Below are 15,736 nucleotides of genomic sequence, written 5' to 3'. Positions count from 1 at the left end.
ACTTGGAAAACTCATCCGCAATCAAGATCACCCGGCGCAATCTGCTGAAAGCGGGCGCCGTTTCCGCAACCGCCATGGCCGCCTCATCGTCGGTGTCGTTGGCGCAGCAGGCCACGCAGACCGGCGTGCAGCCCATGTCCGCCACAGTAACGCTGCGGGTCAATGGGTCGCCACGCGAAGTGTCGTTGGACATGCGCACCAGCTTGCTGGACGCGCTGCGCGAACACTTGCATCTGACCGGCACCAAGAAGGGGTGTGACCACGGCCAGTGCGGCGCCTGTACGGTCGTGCTGGATGGGCGCCGCGTCAATTCCTGTTTAACCCTGGCGGTGATGCATGACGGCGCCGAGATCACCACCATTGAAGGGCTGGGCTCGCCGACCGCGCTGCACCCGCTACAGGCCGCCTTCGTCAAGCATGACGGCTATCAGTGCGGCTACTGCACGCCCGGTCAGATCTGTTCGGCGGTGGCCATGCTGGAAGAATTGGCGCAAGGCGTGCCCAGCCACGTCAGCGACAGCCTGACCGAGCGCCCGCTGCTCAGCGTGGACGAAATCCGCGAACGCATGAGCGGCAACATCTGCCGCTGCGGCGCCTATTCCAACATCATTGAAGCCATCACCGAGGTGGCGGGGAGCAAAGCATGAGGCCGTTTACCTACGAACGCGCACGCACCCCCGCCGACGCCGCCGCCAGCGCCGCCCAGGCGCGCGGCGCGCGCTTCATCGCGGGCGGCACCAATCTGCTGGACCTGATGAAGCTGGAAGTGGAAACGCCCACGCACCTGATCGATGTGAACGGCCTGGAGCTGGACCAGATCACGCCCACGCCCGACGGCGGGCTGCGCATCGGCAGCCTGGTGCGCAATACCGATCTGGCCGCCGACGAGCGCGTGCGGCGGGACTACGCCGTGCTGTCGCGCGCCATTCTGGCCGGCGCGTCCGGGCAGATACGCAACCGGGCGACCACGGCGGGCAACCTGCTGCAACGCACGCGCTGCCCGTATTTCTACGACACCAACATGCCGTGCAACAAGCGCGCGCCGGGCACGGGCTGTTCGGCCATCGGCGGCGTAACGCGTCAGTTGGCCGTGATCGGCACCAGTGACGCCTGTATCGCCACGCACCCCAGCGACATGGCGGTGGCCATGCGCGTGCTGGACGCGCAGGTGGAAACGGTGCGGCCGGACGGCGCCACGCGCGTGATTCCTATTGCCGACTTCTACCGCCTGCCCGGAGATACGCCGCATATTGAAAGCACGCTGGAACCCGGCGAGCTGATTACGGCGGTAGCCCTGCCCAAGCCGGCCGGCGGCACGCACGTGTACCGCAAGGTACGCGACCGCGCGTCCTACGCGTTTGCGCTGGTGTCCGTGGCCGCCGTGGTCCAGGCGGACGGCAGCGGCCGGGTGGCGTTGGGCGGCGTGGCGCCGCAACCGTGGCGTCTGGACGCCGCCGACGCCGCATTGCCGCAAGGCGCGCAAGCGGTGGCCGACCGCCTGTTGGCCGATGCCCGACCCACCGCCGACAACGCGTTCAAGCTGACGCTGGCGGCGCGAACCCTGAGTGCAGTGCTGGCGCAAGCGAGGGCCTGACGCGATGAAATTCGATACTCCCGCTACCCAAAATCCCATCGATCAAATGAAGGTCGTGGGCCATGGCGTCGATCGCATCGACGGCCCCTTGAAAACCACCGGCCGGGCGCCCTATGCCTACGAGCGGCATGACGTGGCGCCGGACGCCGCCGTGGGCTATGTGCTGGGCGCGGCCATTGCAAAAGGCCGCATCACGTCGATGGACATCGAAGCCGCGCGCCGCGCGCCGGGCGTGCTGGCGGTGGTGACCGCGCAAAACGCCGGCAAGCTGGGCAAGGGCAAGATGAATACCGCCACGCTGCTGGGCGGCCCTGCCATCGAACACTATCACCAGGCCATCGCCTTGGTGGTGGCCGAAAACCTGGAACAGGCGCGCGCCGCCAGCCGGCTCATCCGCGTGCAGTACGAACGCACGCAAGGCGCGTTTGATCTGGCCGCCGAGAAAGCGTCCACGGACAAGGCCGGCAAGGGCGATCCGCAAGAGGACCGCGTGGGTGAATTCGAAAGCGCCTACGCCCAGGCGCCGGTGAAGATCGACCACACCTACACCACGCCCGACCAATCGCACGCCATGATGGAACCGCATGCGTCCGTGGCCAAGTGGGAAGGCGATGCGCTGACGGTGTGGACGTCGAATCAGATGGTGGATTGGGGCCGTGGTGACCTTGCGCGCACCTTGGGCGTGCCGCGCGAAAAAGTGCGCCTGATCTCGCCCTATGTGGGGGGCGGCTTTGGCGGCAAGCTGTTTGTGCGCGCGGATGCCTTGATGGCGGCGCTGGGCGCGCGGGCGGCGGGCCGGCCGGTAAAGGTGGCGCTGCAACGCCCGTTGATGGCGAATAACACCACGCATCGGCCCGCAACGATTCAGCGCGTGCGCATCGGCACGACGCCAGACGGCAAGATCACTGCCATCGGCCACGAAAGCTGGTCGGGCGATTTGCCGGGCGGCCAGCCCGAGTTGGCCGTGCAACAAACGCGGTTGCTGTACGCCGGCGCCAACCGGCTGACCGCGCTGAACCTGATGCAGCTGGACCTGCCCGAAGGCAACGCCATGCGCGCGCCCGGCGAGGCGCCCGGCATGATGGTGCTGGAAATCGCCGTGGACGAAATGGCCGAAGCGGCCGGGCTGGACCCGGTGGAATTCCGCGTGCGCAACGACACGCAGGTGGACCCGGCCAAGCCGGACCGCCCGTTCTCACAACGCCGTTTCATTGAATGCCTGCGCCTGGGCGCGGACCATTTTGGATGGGCCAATCGCAGCGCCAAACCCGGCGCCCGCCGGGACGGGCGCTGGCTGGTGGGCATGGGCGTGGCGTCGGCCTTTCGCAACAACCTGGTGACCACATCGGCGGCGCGCGTGCGTCTGGATGCGGCGGGTCAGGTCATTGTTGAAACGGACATGACCGATATCGGCACCGGCAGCTATACGATCATTGCGCAGACGGCCGCGGAAATGCTGGGCGTGCCGCTGGCCAAGGTGATTGTGCGGCTGGGCGATTCCAACTTCCCGGTGTCGGCCGGCTCGGGCGGCCAGTGGGGCGCCAATAGCTCAACGTCCGGCGTGTACGCGGCGTGCGACAAGCTGCGCACCCAGATCCTGCAACGCCTGGGCTTTGCCACGGACGGGGCGGTCTTTGCGGACGGCTCGGTCACCGATGCAACCGGCCGGACGGCGACGCTGCGCGACGCGGCGGCGGGCGGCGACCTGGTGGCGGAAGACACGATGGAATTCGGGGACCTGGACAAGAAATTCCAGCAGTCCACCTTCGGCGCCCATTTTGTCGAAGTGGCGGTGGACGCGGCCACCGGCGAGACGCGCATCCGGCGCATGCTGGCCGTATGCGCGGCCGGGCGCATCCTGAACCCCAAGACCGCGCGCAGCCAGGTGATCGGCGCCATGACGATGGGCGTGGGCGCGGCCTTGATGGAAGAGCTGGCGGTGGACGACCGCGTCGGCTTCTTCGTGAACCACGACCTGGCCGGCTACGAGGTGCCGGTGCACGCCGACATCCCAAGCCAGGAGGTCATCTTTCTGGATGAGACCGACCCGATTTCCTCGCCCATGAAAGCCAAGGGCGTGGGCGAGTTGGGCCTGTGCGGCGTGGGCGCGGCGATTGCCAATGCAATCTACAACGCCACCGGTGTCCGCGTGCGCGACTACCCGATCACGTTGGACAAGCTGCTGCCGGGGTTGCCGGAGCTGCGCTGATGGAGCTTTGGGGCTGCACAGCGGCAGGCCCCACATCGAGATCGGAAAGCCGCACGGCGGTATTGCGCTGACGGCAATCCCGATCAGCAGCCGGCGCTGTCATCAGCGTGCCGCATGACCCAACAACGCGGACAATTCCGCCGCGCTTTGGCGCACGGTGGCAACCACGGCCTCTTCGTTCAGGGCGCGGCTTTCGATGTGCGTGGTGGGAATGGTGACGCCAATGGCGGCAACGATCCGACCGCTGCCGTCGCGGACGGGCGCGACTACGCTGGCGATAGTGGCCTCAAAAAAACCGACATCCTTTACGTAGCCGCGCGCGGCGTCCTGCCGCAGCATGTCGTGCAACGCCGTCACCGTGGACGGCGTGCGCGCCGTGTAGGCGTCCAGGGTTGCGTTGGGGTAGAGCGCTTGCAATTCGTCTAGCGTCAACTCGCATAACAACGCCCGTCCCAATGACGTGGAATGCGCGGGCAGGCGCGTTCCCACGTGAAGCATGCTGACAAAAGGCGTTGGGGCCGACGACTTCGCGACCACCACTACCGACTGCCCGTCGCGGACCACCAGGTTTGACGACAGCTTGGTCTCGTCGCGCAACCGTTCCAGCAGCGGGCTGCCCAATTCGTTCAATTCCAACGACGCCAGATACTCAAAACCCAGGCGCAACACGGCCATGTCCAGCCGATAGGCCGTCCCGGACTCCACCTTGCGCACGAAGCCCATCCGTTCAAGGGTGGTCAACAGTCTGAAGACAGTCGAGCGCGGGATCGACAACCGACGAGCCAATTCCGGAGCCGTCAACGTCCTGTCGTCTCTGTTGAATTCGGCAAGCAGCAGCAGACCGCGCTCCAACGCGGGTACGGCATAGCGGTCGGACGGCGTCTCGCTGTTTTCGGGGTCGGTCACGTATGGGCTCCGGGCAGGGGGTTGAAAAATTGCGACGTCAGAGTACCGCAGCTCGCTTCGAAAAAGGGCGGCAGATAGGACTAGTTCGAAAAGTTGGGGCGCTAGGGATATCCCGGATGCATCCCCACCAGGCGATCACCATAATTGAATCGCAGGCAAAACAATGTTTCGTATATAAAACGACGCAGCCGCCGTCGCTTAAGGAGAAAGGCCATGCCAGTGCCCGCATCGTCGTCCATGACCGACTTCAACCCCGGCCTCGTCCACCGTCCGTTGCCCAGCGCCGAACACACCGCCGGCAAAGGCGATATCGAAAGGCCGGGAGCCGCGCGAAATCTGATTTGGCAATCGCGTAGCCAAGCGCCGACCGATTTTGAAAACGCGTTGGGCGACGCGCTGGAAACCGCATTCGACGCGGGCGCCGAGACGCCGACGGATGTTGTTGCCAGTTTGAATGCACAAGGCTTGCATACGCCGGACGGCCGGCCCTGGACTGAAGACGCGTTTCTTCAGGCCATGCGCGGGCTTGGCGCGTGACGCTTCGCCCGCGCGGTTGGGCAGCGCTCGGCTGCAAACCCTTTTCACTTCACGAGTTAATGCCATGACAGTCGAACTGATAGAGAACCGCTTGAATCAGGGCCTGCGCAATTATTGGTACCCCGTCATCGCGGATTGGGCGGTGAGCGGCGCGCCGGTCGGCATCACGCGCCTGGGCCAGAACATTGCGTTGTGGCGTGATCAGCAGGGCGAAGTCCATGCGCTGGAAGACCGTTGCCCGCACCGCGGCGCGCGCCTGTCATTGGGCTGGAATCTGGGCGACCGCGTGGCCTGTTGGTATCACGGCGTCGAAGTGGGCAAAGATGGGCAGGTCAAATGTGTGCCGGCCGTTTCCCAAACCCCGCTTGAAGGCCGGCACTGTGTGAAGTCGTACCCGGTAAAGGTCGTGGCGGGCGCGGTGTTCCTGTGGTTTGGCGACGGGCCGGCGCCGGAACTGGGTTTGCCGGACGAGTTGCAACGCGAGGACTATTCGCACTTCCTGTGCACGGCGCAATGGGCCTGTAATTACCGTTACGCCATCGACAACGTCATGGACCCGATGCACGGCGCCTACCTGCACGCGGCGTCGCATTCGATGGCGGATGGCGACAAGCAGGCGCAGATGGCCATCCGCGAAACCGACACCGGGCTTGTCTTCGAAAAGACCAATCAGGCCGGCGTGAATTTTGATTGGGTCGAGTTTGGCGAAACGCAGTCGATGTGGTTGCGCCTGTCCATTCCCTACAAAAAGCGATTCGGCCCGGGCGGGCAATTTGGCATCGTGGGCTACGCCACACCCGTGGACGATGACCACTGCCAGGTCTTCTTCTGGCGGACCCGTCAGGTGCAGGGATGGCAGCGCGATGTCTGGCGTTTTTTGTACCGCAATCGTCTTGAAGGCCTGCACTGGGATGTGCTTGAGCAAGACCGCGTTGTGCTGGAGAACATGGCGCCGGACGCACGCAAGCACGAGATCCTCTATCAGCATGACGTTGGCATCACGCGCGTGCGCCGCATCTTGCAGCGGCGCGCGCAAGCCGAGATCCAGGCCGAAATCCAGTCCAAGACCCAGTCCAAGACCCAGTCCAAGACCCAGGCTCAGATCCAAACCCCGCACAGTGCCGAGCGTACCGACCATGTCCAAGCTTGATTCCCCCCTTGTCGATCCGCGCTTGCTGGCCGGCCGTCGCATCCTGGTGACCGGCGCGGCGCGTGGGCTGGGCCTGGCATTTTCTGAAGCCCTGGCAGAAGCGGGCGCGCAGGTGGCGATGGCCGACATCCTGGGCACGGAATTGAACGACCAGGCGGACCGGTTGCGTGCCGCGGGCTTGCGCGCGGAGCCTTTCGTGCTGGACTTGCGCGATGCGAATTCCTGCAAGCGATGCGCCCAAGACGCCGTCCATGTCATGGGCGGGCTGGACGGATTGGTGAACAACGCATCCATCACCGATTCCGGCGGCCGCTCGGCCGAAGAATTGGACGTGGCGACGTGGGACAAGGTCATGGAGGTGAATGTGCGCGGCACCTGGCTGATCACCACGGCGTGCTTGCCCGCGCTGCGCACCAGTGGCCGGGGAAGCATCGTGAACGTGGCCTCGGACACCGCGTTGTGGGGGGCACCGAGGTTGCTGGCGTATGTGGCAAGCAAAGGCGCGCTGATCAGCATGAGCCGATCGCTGGCGCGCGAACTTGGTGCGGACAACATCACCGTCAACACCGTGGCGCCGGGCCTGACGCGGGTGCAAGCCACCGACTACGTGCCGGCCGCCCGCCACGAGCTCTACCGAAACCAGCGCGCCATTGCCCGCGAACAAATCCCCGCCGACCTGTGCGGCACGGTTGCGTTCTGCCTGTCGGACCTGTCGCGTTTCATGACCGGGCAATTGCTGGCCGTGAACGGCGGCATGGTCATGCACTAGGGGCACGATGGCGCAACGCGGTTCCAACTAAGCGCGACAACGCCGACCTACACGGTTCCGGCGGCGGTATCACATCAATCTTCAAGGGAAATTTCATGTGGCAGTTGGATGGCAAGGTCGCGGTGGTGACGGGCGGCTCGTCCGGCATCGGGATGGCGACGGTCGAACGCCTGTTAAGCGCGGGCGCGGCCGTTGCATTCTGCGGACGCGATGCGCAACGCCTGGAAAACGCCCGCGCTTACTTGTTGGACCAACGGCCCGGTGCGCGCTTGTTCGCCGCGCAGTGCGACGTGCTGGATGCTTCGCAAATGGCCACCTTCGCGGAACAAGTGCTGGCGCGGTTGGGCCCGGCCAGCGTGCTGGTCAATAACGCCGGGCAGGGGCGGATATCCACCTTCGCCTCCACTGACGATGCCGCCTGGCAAGACGAACTGAATCTGAAGTTCTTCTCGGTCATACAGCCGACCAAGGCGTTTCTGCCGCAACTGAAGGCGGCTTCGGCCCCCGCCATCGTGTGCGTGAACTCGTTGCTGGCCGTGCAGCCGGAGCCGCACATGGTCGCCACGTCGGCCGCGCGCGCCGGGGTCCACAACCTGGTCCGGTCGATGGCCGCCGAGTTCGCGCCCTTTGGCATCCGCGTCAACGCCATCTTGTTGGGGCTGGTTGAGTCGGGCCAGTGGCGCCGCCGCTTCGAGGCCCGCGAAGACAAATCGCTGGGCTGGGACGAATGGGCCGGGCAGCTGGCTACCGATAAGGCAATTCCGCTTGCGCGCCTGGGCACGCCCAGCGAAGCCGCCAATGCGATCTGTTTCCTGGCCTCGCCCCTGGCGGCATACACCACGGGCGGCCACATTGATGTATCCGGAGGATTAGCCCGTCATGCATGAACCACAGCGCATCACCGTCGGCCATGCCATTGCCGCCTTTTTGGAGCAGTGCGGCATCAAGGCCGCATTTGGCGTGATTTCCATCCACAACATGCCCATCCTGGATGCAATAGGCGAACGTCACAACATCCGCTTCGTGCCGGCGCGCGGCGAAGCGGGCGCCACCAACATGGCGGACGCCTATGCGCGCACCACGGGGGGGCTGGGCGTCTGCATCACCAGTACCGGAACCGCTGCCGGCAACGCGGCGGGCGCGCTGGTTGAAGCCACCACCGCCGGGACACCGCTGCTGCATCTGACCGGGCAAATCGAAAGCGCCTTCGTGGATCGCGGCATGTCTTATATCCATGAAGCCCAGGACCAGTTGTCCATGTTGAAGTCGGTGTCCAAAGCGGCATTCCGCGTACGCAGCGCCGACACGGCCATGCGTGTGATTCGCCAGGCCGTCCAGGTGGCGATGACGGCGCCGCGCGGGCCGGTAAGCGTCGAGATTCCCATCGACATCCAGGCCGCGTTGGTCCCCGCAACACCAGAATTGGCACCCTTGCCCGTTGCACCGATGGCCCCGTGCGCCGACGCGTTGGACCGTCTGGCAGACCTGCTGGTGCAGGCGCGCCGCCCGATGCTGTGGCTGGGAGGCGGGGCGCGCGGCGCGGCGGGCGCGGTCAAACGCCTGCGCGAGCTGGGGTTTGGCGTTGTCACCAGTACACAAGGGCGCGGCGTGCTGCCCGAGGATGACCCTGGCTCGCTGGGAGCCTTCAACCTGCAAGCGCCTGTCGAGGCCTTCTACCAGACCTGCGATGCCATGCTGGTGGTGGGGTCACGCTTGCGGGGCAATGAAACGCTGCAATACCGGCTGACGCTGCCCTGCAATCTGACCCGCATCGACGTCGATCCCGCCGCCGACGGGCGCTGCTACGCCAATACCCACTTTGTACAGGGCGACGCCGCCCTGGCGCTGGATGGCCTGGCCAACCGCTTGCAAGGCAGCATGCGGATCGATGAGGGTTTCCTGGCGGATCTGCGCAGCGCACGCGAGCAAGCCCGCGCGACCCTGCGCGACGGGCTGGGCGCCTACGGGGATTTGGTCGACGCGCTTGAACACCACATGGGCAAGCGATTTAACTGGGTGCGCGATGTCACGGTGTCAAACAGCACCTGGGGCAACCGCTACCTGAAAGTGCTGGACCCGCTGGCCGGCGTGCACGCACTGGGCGGGGGTATTGGGCAGGGCCTGGCCATGGGCATCGGCGCGGCGGTCGGCGCGGCGGTGACCGGGTCGGCCAAAAAGACCTACTGCTTGTCCGGCGATGGGGGGTTCATCCTGAACCTGGGTGAACTGGCCACCGCCGTGCAAGAACGGGCCGACGTGGTGTTCGTGTTGATGAACGACCGGGGTTACGGCGTCATCAAAAACATCCAAGACCGCCAATACGGGGCACGCCGTCACTACGTGGATTTGCATACCCCCGACTACGCCGCCCTGGCCGCATCGCTGACGTTGCCGCACGTGCGTGTGTCGCGGGTGGACGACATGGAAGCCGCCCTGAAATTCTGCGCCGGGGTGACCGGGCCGTGCCTGATCGAAGTGGACATGCTTGCCCTTGGAAAATTCAAAACCGACTTCGCCGGCCCGCCCGTCAAGACGGCTGATGCCCTCTGACCCCCGACGCCATGCCTTGGAGTCTTGCCATGAACGAAAAGAAACTCTTGGACATTTGCGTGGGCGGTGTCTGGCGACCGGGGCGGGGCGAGGCGTATGCCAGCGTGTATCCCGCCACCGGCCAACCCATTGCCCACTTGCGTGCGGCCAGCGTGGACGACGTGCACGAAGCGGTTGCCTTGGCGGACGATGCGTTTCGCCGTGGCGAATGGGCGCAAAAAAAGCCGCACGAGCGGGCCTGGGTGCTCTATCGCGTGGCGCAGATGATCCGCGAGCGCGCCGAGGAACTGGCGCAGAAGCAGCGTCTGGATAACGGCAAGCCCATTACCGAGACCCGGGCGCTGGTCGCCAGCGCGGCGGCAACATTTCAGTTCTACGCGGCCGCGTGCGAGTCCCTGGAAGACAGCTTGACCCCCGCGCGCGGGGACTGCCTGACGATGAGCGTGCACGAGCCCATGGGCGTCGTCGCCGCGATCACACCCTGGAACTCGCCCATTGCCAGCGAAGCGCAGAAGTTGGCACCCGCGCTGGCAGCGGGCAATGCCGTCATTATCAAGCCCGCCGAAATCACGCCGCTGATGGCGTTGGAGCTGGCCGCCATCTGCGAACGGGCGGGTGTGCCGGCCGGCATGGTAAGCGTGCTACCGGGCAAGGGCTCGGTGCTGGGCGATGCACTGGTTCGCCACCCGCTGGTCAAGCGGGTGGCCTTTACGGGCGGCACGCGCACGGGCAAGCAGATCGCGCGTATCGCGGCCGACAAGATGATGCCGGTGTCCATGGAACTAGGTGGCAAGTCGCCCACCATGGTGCTGGCCGATGCTGATATCGATCACGCCGTCAACGGCGTGTTGTACGGCATTTTCAGTTCGTCAGGAGAGTCATGCGTTGCCGGCTCACGACTGTTCGTGGCGCGGCCGCTCTATGCGCAATTCATGGACCGGCTAAGCGACGCCGCGCGCCGGCTTCGCGTGGGAGACCCGGCGGATCCGGCCACGCAGATGGGACCACTGATCAGCGAGGAGCACCGCGCGACGGTGGAACGCTATGTGGCACTGGGCCTCAGCGAAGGCGGCACCATACGGACGGGCGGCAAGCGGCCGGAGGGCAAGGGCTGCGACCAGGGGTATTTCTATGCGCCGACCATCATTGAAAACCTCAGCAACACCGACCGCACCTGCCAGGAAGAGATTTTTGGCCCCGTGTTGGTTGCGATGCCTTTTGATGACGAGGACGGGCTGATCGCGTTGGCTAACGACAGCGTGTACGCGCTGGCCGCGGGCATCTGGACGCGCGACTACAAGAAGGCATGGCGGATCGGGCGGCAGATCCAGGCCGGTACGGTCTGGATCAACACCTACAAGCAGTTCTCGATTTCGACGCCCTTCGGAGGGTGGCGCGACAGCGGCCTGGGCCGCGAGAAGGGCCGGCTGGGTATCCAACAGTACATGGAGCAAAAAAGCATTTACTGGGGAATGAATGCGCAGCCGTTGCCCTGGGCTAATTGCTGACCGCGGTTTATCTGAACGAGGAAAACAATGAACCACCGTATCGTCGGAATCGACCAGATCACTTACAGCGCCGATGATCTTGACGCTTGCCGCGCATTCTTCCTGGACTGGGGGCTGACGCTGCATGAGGCGTCGCCGTCCCGCTTGATCTTCCACACCTTGAACGGGTGCCAGGTTGCGGTCTACGCGCCATCGGAAAACCTGCCGCCCGCCATCGAGCCGGGGCCGACGCTACGCGAAGTGGTATGGGGCGTATCGTCGGACGCCATGCTCATCACCATGGCCGACCGCTTGCGCGACAAGCCGGGTTATTGCACGGGGTGCGACGGAGTTTCCTGCCTGGACCCCAACGGCCTGACGATCCGCTTCGAGCGCACGCGGCGACAGCCGGTGGTGCTGGAGTGCGGCGCCATGAACACGTGGGCGGCCAAGCCCCGGGTGAATCAGGCGTCGCCCATCTACGAACGCGCGACCCCGATCGAAATCGGCCACGTCGTCTTCTTCGTCAAGGACGTGGAGGCCACCGCGCGCTTCTACACGGAGTTCTGCGGGTTTGTCATGTCCGACTGCTACCCCGGGCGCGGCGTGTTCCTGCGGTGCGACGCAAGCGGCGGCCATCACGATCTGTTTTTGTTGCAGCTGCCGCAAGCCCGCGCGGGCCTGAACCATGTGGCCTTTACCGTGCGAGATATCCACGAAGTGTTCGGCGGTGGGCTGCATATGGCGCGCTGCGGATGGGAAACCCAGCTGGGTCCCGGGCGGCATCCCGTGTCGTCCGCATACTTCTGGTACTTCAAGAATCCGGCGGGCGGCCTCATCGAATACTACGCCGACGAAGACCAGCTGGACGAGCGCTGGCAGCCTCGCGAATTCGAACCCGGCCCCACGGTATTCGCGGAATGGGCGATAGACGGCGGAATCGACGGCAATACCCGCCGCCAGAAAAGCCTCGACGCGGCGCGCCCTGGGCTGTTCCCCACCGATCAATCCGCCGTCAAGCCCTAGCGTGGAATTCACCATTCATCTGGAAAAATTCTGATGTCAGTTCCTGTTCCCATCCCGGTCCGTGTGCAGGGCATGCGGTTTGAAGCGCGCAACGTCGTCAGCGTGGAACTGATGTTGCCGGACGGCTCGGAGTTGCCCGCCTTCACGCCCGGCGCGCATATTGATCTGCACCTGCAAGATGGCTTGAAGCGCAGCTATTCGATCTGTAGCGAGCCCGGCCAACGCGATCGCTATGTGGTCGGCGTGCTGCACGAGCGCAACAGCCGGGGCGGCTCGGCCTACATCCATGAAAAATTGCGCCCGGGTCAGCAAATGTTGATCGATCCGCCCCGCAATCACTTCCAGCTTGAAGCGTCGGCGGAACATTCGGTGTTGATCGCAGGGGGCATCGGCATCACCCCCATCTTGTGCATGTATGAAGATCTGATGCGGCAGGGCAGGCACGTGAATCTGTTGTATGCGGCGCGATCGCGCCCCGAGGCCGCCTTCCTGTCGCGCGTGCCTGCCGCGGACGGATCGCAGCTGCACTTCGACGACGAGCACGGCGGCCCGCCCGACCTGAGTCGCTTTCTGGCCGCGATGCCCGCATCGGCGCACTTCTATTGCTGCGGTCCCAAGCCGATGATCGACGCTTTTGAAGCCGCCGCCGCCGGGTTGAATCTTGCCCATTGCCATGTGGAACGCTTCAGCGCCAAGGACGCGGGCCCGGTGCGGGGCAAAGCTTACGAAGTCACGTTGGCCCGGGCCGGAATAACCGTTGCGGTTTCCTCTGGCGCAAGGCTGCTCGACTGCCTGCTCGATGCCGGCATCGACATCCCGCACAGTTGCCGCGAGGGCGTCTGCGGAAGCTGTGAAACGCGCGTGCTGCAAGGCACGCCCGAGCATCGTGATTCGGTGTTGAGCGACAGCGAAAAAGCCGCCAACAACTGCATGATGGTTTGTGTGTCCGGGAGTCTGGGTGCAAACCTGGTCCTGGATTTGTAGCAGTTCATAAAAGCCCGCTAGACGGGAATAAGGGGAAAGGCATGACCGTAAATCATCCGCGCCGATTGTCGTGGCGCATTGCAACGCGCGTCAGAAAGGGCTTGTCGACCGGCATGGCCACCTGCACGGGCGTGTTTGGCGCCGTGGCGGGGTCAGGAGCCACAAGCAGCCTCGATCTGTACGGAAGCCTGAGCCAAGGCGCCAGCTATATCAGCGATATCGCCGGGGGCAGTTCCATGCGTACTGACGTCGGGACCATGCAGCCGGATCGCTTTGGATTGCGTGGGTCCGAGGACGTGGGCGGGGGGCTGCGGGCCAACTTTCTGTTGGAAGGCGGCTTCGCCACGCGCACGGGGGCGTCCATCGTGCCGGGCGTGTTGTTCAACCGCAATGCCTGGGTCGGCATGAGCAACGGTTGGGGCAGCGTCCAGTTGGGACACCAGCCGGACTTCATGTTCGATGTCATTGGGAAGTACAGCAGCGGTTTTCAGCTGACCAATTTTTTTCTATTTCATCCGGGCAACCTGGACAACCTGGCCAATACATTCCAGGCGAACAATTCCATCAAGTTGCAGACCCCGGCATCGCAACGTTGGCAAGTGGGCGCGCAGTATGGATTCGCGTCGATGCCGGCGCGCGACGGGCCGCGCAGCACGACCACGCTAAGCACCTACGCGCGCTATCAACAGCACGGCTTTTCCGGCGCGCTGGCCTTCACCTTGATCAAGGACCGCGCCAGGATGGACCTGGCGCGCAGCACCGGCGTCACCCGTTTGTTCGGTCAAGCCCTGGTCTCGGGCGTGCCCATCACGTTACCGCGCCAGCGCATCTGGGGGGCGGGCGGGGCTTATCGGCTTGACGGCCTGCCACTGCGGCTTAATGCAACGCTTACCGGCGTGCAACTGAAGTATCGCGGGCGCGACGAATCGATGCGCAACGCCGATTTGGGCGCAGCGTGGACCTACCGGCCCCGCAATGTCCTGAACCTGGGCTATTCGCGCAGCGCTTTTGCGGGCGGCCAATGGGATTTGTTCAGCGCCAGCCATGTACACCAGTTCTCCAAGCGCACGGAATGGTTCGCCCTGGTGGTGTATCAGCGCGCGGGTAATGGGTTGGCGCACGCGGCGATCAATGGCGTGGGCGTGTCGTCAACGCGCAACCAGACGGTGCTGACCAGCGGTATCCACCACTCCTTCTAACGCGGCACTTAGGCGCGGCGCAACCCGCGCCTTTCATCGAAGCCTGAACTACCGAGGTCACTATGCAACGTCTATCAAACAGATGGTTGGGCGTGGTCGCGATTTTCTTGATTGTGACTATCTCGTACGTCGACCGGATTAACCTGTCGATTCTGATCACGCAGCCCGACTTCCTGAAACAGATCGGCCTGACATCCGTGGATAAGGGGGCGCAGGGCCTGCTCGCCACGGTGTTCATGGTGGGCTATGGCTTGTCCTCGATCGTTTTGACACCGATGTGCGTCGCGGTCTTGGGCGTGCGGCGCAGCCTGGTCTATGGCTTGTGCCTGTGGGGCGTGATCACCGTCACGTCGCCCTTGTATCACAGCTATTCCCTGCTGCTGCTCTCGCGGCTGCTGTTGGGCTTATCGGAAGGCCCCCTGTTTGCTCTGGCCTCGTGCTACGTCAAGGCGACCTTTGACGGGCACGAAAACGGCAAGCCGAACTCGCTGATCAATAGCGGTACCGGCATGGGCTTTGCGCTGGGCTATCCCTTTGTGGCGATGCTGGTGCTTCAACTCGATTGGCAGGCGTCGTTCTATGTGCTTGGGCTGGTCAACTTGCTGGTGGGCATTCCCGTGGCGCTGCTGTTTGTGCATATGCCGCCGGGTAGCGAGCCGCAGCGCGGCGCCACGGTGTCGCTACGGGATACGTTGGTCCGGCACCTGCCCGGCATGTTCCGGGGCGCCTTGCAGACCCGGCACGTCATCCTCATCACTGTCTTGACTTCAAGCTTTCTGGCTTATATGTGGGGGGTGGGTAACTGGCTGCCTGGATACTTGAAGGAGGCGCGTGGTTTTGATTTGCGTGACACGGGTTGGCTTGCTTCGATGCCGCAATGGTCAACCATCCTGGCGGTGCTGGCCGGAGGATGGCTTATCGACCGGATCAAACGCGAGCAAGTGCCGCTGATCTTCGTGGGCGGCAGCCTGGGCGTCGTGGCAGCGGTGTCGCTTGCGCTGCTTGTCGACGATCGCTACCACGCGATTTACTGCTTGAGCTTGGCCGGATTCTGCTGGGGGCTGCAAAGCCCCGCGATCCCCAGCACAATGCAGTTTTACGCGCGACCCGAGCACATAGGCAGTGCGTTCGGCGTGGTCAATGGGGTGGGCAGCATGGTCGGCGGGATGATGCCGGCCGCCATGGGCGCCGCCATTGCCATGTCATCCGCCGATAGCGCGCCCGGGGCGGCTGCGTACTCGGCCGGGTTTTATCTTCTGGTTGGCTCGCAGTTGATCACCTGGGCCTGCGGCGTGCTGCTGTGGCTGCGTGTGCGCGACCGTTCC

General features: G+C 64.5%; 14 protein-coding genes. 13 read left to right on the top strand and 1 reads right to left on the bottom strand.

From position 1 onward, the window contains the following. The first annotated feature begins 2 nt into the window (after positions 1-2). Genes paoA through paoC form a run of 3 tightly spaced genes read left to right on the top strand, consistent with a single transcriptional unit; the run spans position 3 to position 3,803 of the window. Positions 3-647, top strand: coding sequence for an aldehyde dehydrogenase iron-sulfur subunit PaoA (paoA, locus tag ACNPP0_RS29505; protein WP_448707880.1), 645 nt, complete (start codon positions 3-5; stop codon positions 645-647). Further along, complete coding sequence (locus ACNPP0_RS29500) at positions 644-1,594, top strand: FAD binding domain-containing protein (protein WP_448707879.1); 951 nt, start codon at positions 644-646, stop codon at positions 1,592-1,594. Before paoA ends, ACNPP0_RS29500 begins: the two co-directional genes overlap by 4 nt. 4 nt (positions 1,595-1,598) lie before the next feature. Then, on the top strand, positions 1,599-3,803 hold the full coding sequence (gene paoC, locus ACNPP0_RS29495; RefSeq protein WP_332611722.1) for an aldehyde oxidoreductase molybdenum-binding subunit PaoC: 2,205 nt from the start codon (positions 1,599-1,601) through the stop codon (positions 3,801-3,803). Between the two features lie 102 nt (positions 3,804-3,905). Here the strand turns inward: paoC and ACNPP0_RS29490 are convergent, their stop codons facing one another. After that, the gene (locus tag ACNPP0_RS29490) at positions 3,906-4,709 is read right to left on the bottom strand and encodes an IclR family transcriptional regulator (RefSeq protein WP_332611724.1); all 804 of its coding nucleotides are present in this window, start codon (positions 4,707-4,709) and stop codon (positions 3,906-3,908) included. A gap of 237 nt (positions 4,710-4,946) precedes the next feature. On the opposite strand from ACNPP0_RS29490, the gene ACNPP0_RS29485 reads away from it, so the two are divergent. The 10 genes from ACNPP0_RS29485 to ACNPP0_RS29440 all read left to right on the top strand — a co-directional run. Further along, complete coding sequence (locus ACNPP0_RS29485; RefSeq protein WP_332611726.1) at positions 4,947-5,246, top strand: recombinase-like helix-turn-helix domain-containing protein; 300 nt, start codon at positions 4,947-4,949, stop codon at positions 5,244-5,246. A gap of 64 nt (positions 5,247-5,310) precedes the next feature. Next, positions 5,311-6,396 carry a Rieske 2Fe-2S domain-containing protein gene (locus ACNPP0_RS29480; RefSeq protein WP_448707878.1) on the top strand — a complete coding sequence of 362 codons (1,086 nt, stop codon included), beginning with the start codon at positions 5,311-5,313 and terminating at the stop codon, positions 6,394-6,396. Continuing rightward, positions 6,383-7,165: an SDR family oxidoreductase gene (locus ACNPP0_RS29475; RefSeq protein WP_448707877.1), complete on the top strand. Its 783-nt coding sequence runs from the start codon at positions 6,383-6,385 to the stop codon at positions 7,163-7,165. Before ACNPP0_RS29480 ends, ACNPP0_RS29475 begins: the two co-directional genes overlap by 14 nt. 95 nt (positions 7,166-7,260) lie before the next feature. After that, positions 7,261-8,052: an SDR family oxidoreductase gene (locus ACNPP0_RS29470; protein ID WP_332611732.1), complete on the top strand. Its 792-nt coding sequence runs from the start codon at positions 7,261-7,263 to the stop codon at positions 8,050-8,052. Then, positions 8,045-9,715, top strand: a complete 1,671-nt coding sequence (locus ACNPP0_RS29465) for a thiamine pyrophosphate-binding protein (protein WP_448707876.1) — start codon at positions 8,045-8,047, stop codon at positions 9,713-9,715. The genes ACNPP0_RS29470 and ACNPP0_RS29465 overlap by 8 nt, the downstream gene beginning before the upstream one ends. A 29-nt stretch (positions 9,716-9,744) precedes the next feature. Then, positions 9,745-11,223 carry an aldehyde dehydrogenase gene (locus tag ACNPP0_RS29460; RefSeq protein WP_448707875.1) on the top strand — a complete coding sequence of 493 codons (1,479 nt, stop codon included), beginning with the start codon at positions 9,745-9,747 and terminating at the stop codon, positions 11,221-11,223. Between the two features lie 27 nt (positions 11,224-11,250). Beyond that, a complete protein-coding gene (locus tag ACNPP0_RS29455; RefSeq protein ID WP_448707874.1) occupies positions 11,251-12,228 on the top strand; it encodes a VOC family protein in 978 nt (325 codons plus the stop codon). 33 nt (positions 12,229-12,261) lie between these two features. After that, positions 12,262-13,212 carry a PDR/VanB family oxidoreductase gene (locus ACNPP0_RS29450; RefSeq protein ID WP_448707873.1) on the top strand — a complete coding sequence of 317 codons (951 nt, stop codon included), beginning with the start codon at positions 12,262-12,264 and terminating at the stop codon, positions 13,210-13,212. Between the two features lie 41 nt (positions 13,213-13,253). Continuing rightward, positions 13,254-14,411: a porin gene (locus tag ACNPP0_RS29445; RefSeq protein ID WP_448707872.1), complete on the top strand. Its 1,158-nt coding sequence runs from the start codon at positions 13,254-13,256 to the stop codon at positions 14,409-14,411. Between the two features lie 62 nt (positions 14,412-14,473). Further along, positions 14,474-15,736 (top strand): MFS transporter (locus ACNPP0_RS29440; protein WP_448707871.1); only part of this gene is annotated, 1,263 nt, incomplete at its 3' end.

It is taken from the genome of Achromobacter semiaridum (assembly GCF_053543755.1).
The sequence above is the reverse complement of the archived record's forward strand: the minus strand, read 5'-3'. Positions and strand labels throughout refer to the sequence as shown.